Below are 1,922 nucleotides of genomic sequence, written 5' to 3'. Positions count from 1 at the left end.
AGACGGGGTTGGTGTTGCCGGCCACGTTGGTCTTCGACTACCCGAGTTCTGTGGTGCTGGCCGGTCATCTGCGTGCCGAGGTGCTGGGCGCGCGGGAGGCGGTGGCTGTGCCGTCGGCGGGGTCGGTGGTCCCGGTCGATGACGACCCGATCGTGATCGTCGGGATGAGCTGCCGCTTCCCGGGTGGCGTCGGAAGCCCCGAGGACCTGTGGCGGCTCGTGGCCGCTGGTGGTGACGCCATCTCCGACTTCCCGTCCAACCGCGGGTGGGACGTGGACGGAATGTACGACCCGGATCCCGAGCGTCTGGGCACCTTCTACGCGCGGGAAGGTGGATTCCTGCACGACGGAGGCGAGTTCGACGCGGGCTTCTTCGGAATCTCGCCGCGTGAGGCGCTCGCCATGGATCCGCAGCAGCGGCTGCTCCTTGAGACGTCCTGGGAGACCTTCGAGCGGGCCGGAATCGCTCCCACCTCCGTACGCGGCAACCAGATCGGCGTGTTCGTCGGAGCCGCGGCCTCGGGCTACGGAGTCGGGCACGACGGCGCGGCCGGGGAACTCGAAGGACAGATACTGACCGGCAACGCGACCTCGGTCGTGTCCGGTCGTATCTCCTACACGCTGGGTCTTGAGGGTCCCGCGGTGACGGTGGACACGGCGTGTTCGTCGTCGCTGGTGGCATTGCATCTGGCCGCGCAGGCGCTGCGCCAGGGCGAGTGCGACATGGCGCTCGCCGGTGGCGTGACGGTGATGGCCACGCCGGGTGCGTTCGTGGAGTTCAGCCGTCAGCGTGGCCTGGCCCCTGACGGCCGGTGCAAGCCGTTCGCGGACGCCGCGGACGGTACGGGCTGGTCCGAGGGGGTGGGCATGCTGCTGGTGGAGCGGCTGTCCGACGCCCGCCGCAACGGCCACGAGGTCCTGGCGATCGTGCGCGGCTCCGCCGTCAACCAGGACGGCGCGTCCAACGGCCTTACGGCGCCCAACGGGCCGTCCCAGCAGCGGGTGATCCGCCAGGCCCTCGCCAACGCCGGAGTGTCGGCCGCCGAGGTGGACGTGGTGGAGGCGCACGGCACGGGTACGACGCTGGGTGACCCGATCGAGGCGCAGGCGCTGCTGGCCACGTACGGCCAGGGGCGCCCGGAGAATCTGCCGCTGTGGCTGGGTTCGCTGAAGTCGAACATCGGGCACACGCAGGCCGCCGCTGGTGTGGGCGGAATCATCAAGATGGTGATGGCGATGCGGCACGGAGTGCTGCCGCAGACGCTGCATGTGGATGAGCCGTCGACGCAGGTGGACTGGTCGGCGGGTGAGGTGCGGCTGCTGACGGAGGCCACCGCGTGGCCGGAGACAGGCCATCCGCGCCGGGCGGGTATCTCCTCGTTCGGTGTGAGCGGGACGAACGCCCACACGATCATCGAGCAGGCCCCGGCGGCGGATGACGAGACAGAGATCGTCCCGGCGGCCCCGGCCGAGGATCACGGCATCGTGCCCTGGACGCTCTCCGCCCGGAGCCCGGAAGCCCTGCGCGCCCAGGCCGAGCGACTGCGGTCGTATCTGGTCGAGCGTGCCGAGCTGAGCGCGCTGGACGTGGCCCACTCGCTGGTGACGACCCGCGCGGTGCATGAACACCGCGCGGTGATCGCGGGTGCCGACCGTGCCGAGTTGTTGCGCGGCGTCGAGGCCGTCGCGACCGGCGAAGTGGCTCCCGGAACGGTTCAGGGCGTGGTGAACGCGTCGGGTGTGACGGCGTTCTTGTTCTCGGGCCAAGGTGCGCAGCGCCTGGGTATGGGGCGGGAGTTGTACGAGGCGTTCCCGGTGTTCGCCCAGGCTCTGGACGAGGTGTGCGCGCACCTGGACGTCGTACTGGACCGTCCGCTGAAGGACGTGATGTTCGCGGCCGAGGGTGGCGCGGACGCCGAGCTG

1 protein-coding gene is annotated in these 1,922 nt (G+C 70.5%); it reads left to right on the top strand.

The features are described 5' to 3' along the window. Window positions 1–1,922 (top strand): type I polyketide synthase (locus tag IG74_RS0144365; protein WP_037827325.1); only part of this gene is annotated, 1,922 nt, incomplete at both ends.

This window comes from Streptomyces sp. NRRL B-1347, assembly GCF_000720325.1.
Lineage (GTDB): Bacteria > Actinomycetota > Actinomycetes > Streptomycetales > Streptomycetaceae > Streptomyces.
The sequence above is the reverse complement of the archived record's forward strand: the minus strand, read 5'-3'. Positions and strand labels throughout refer to the sequence as shown.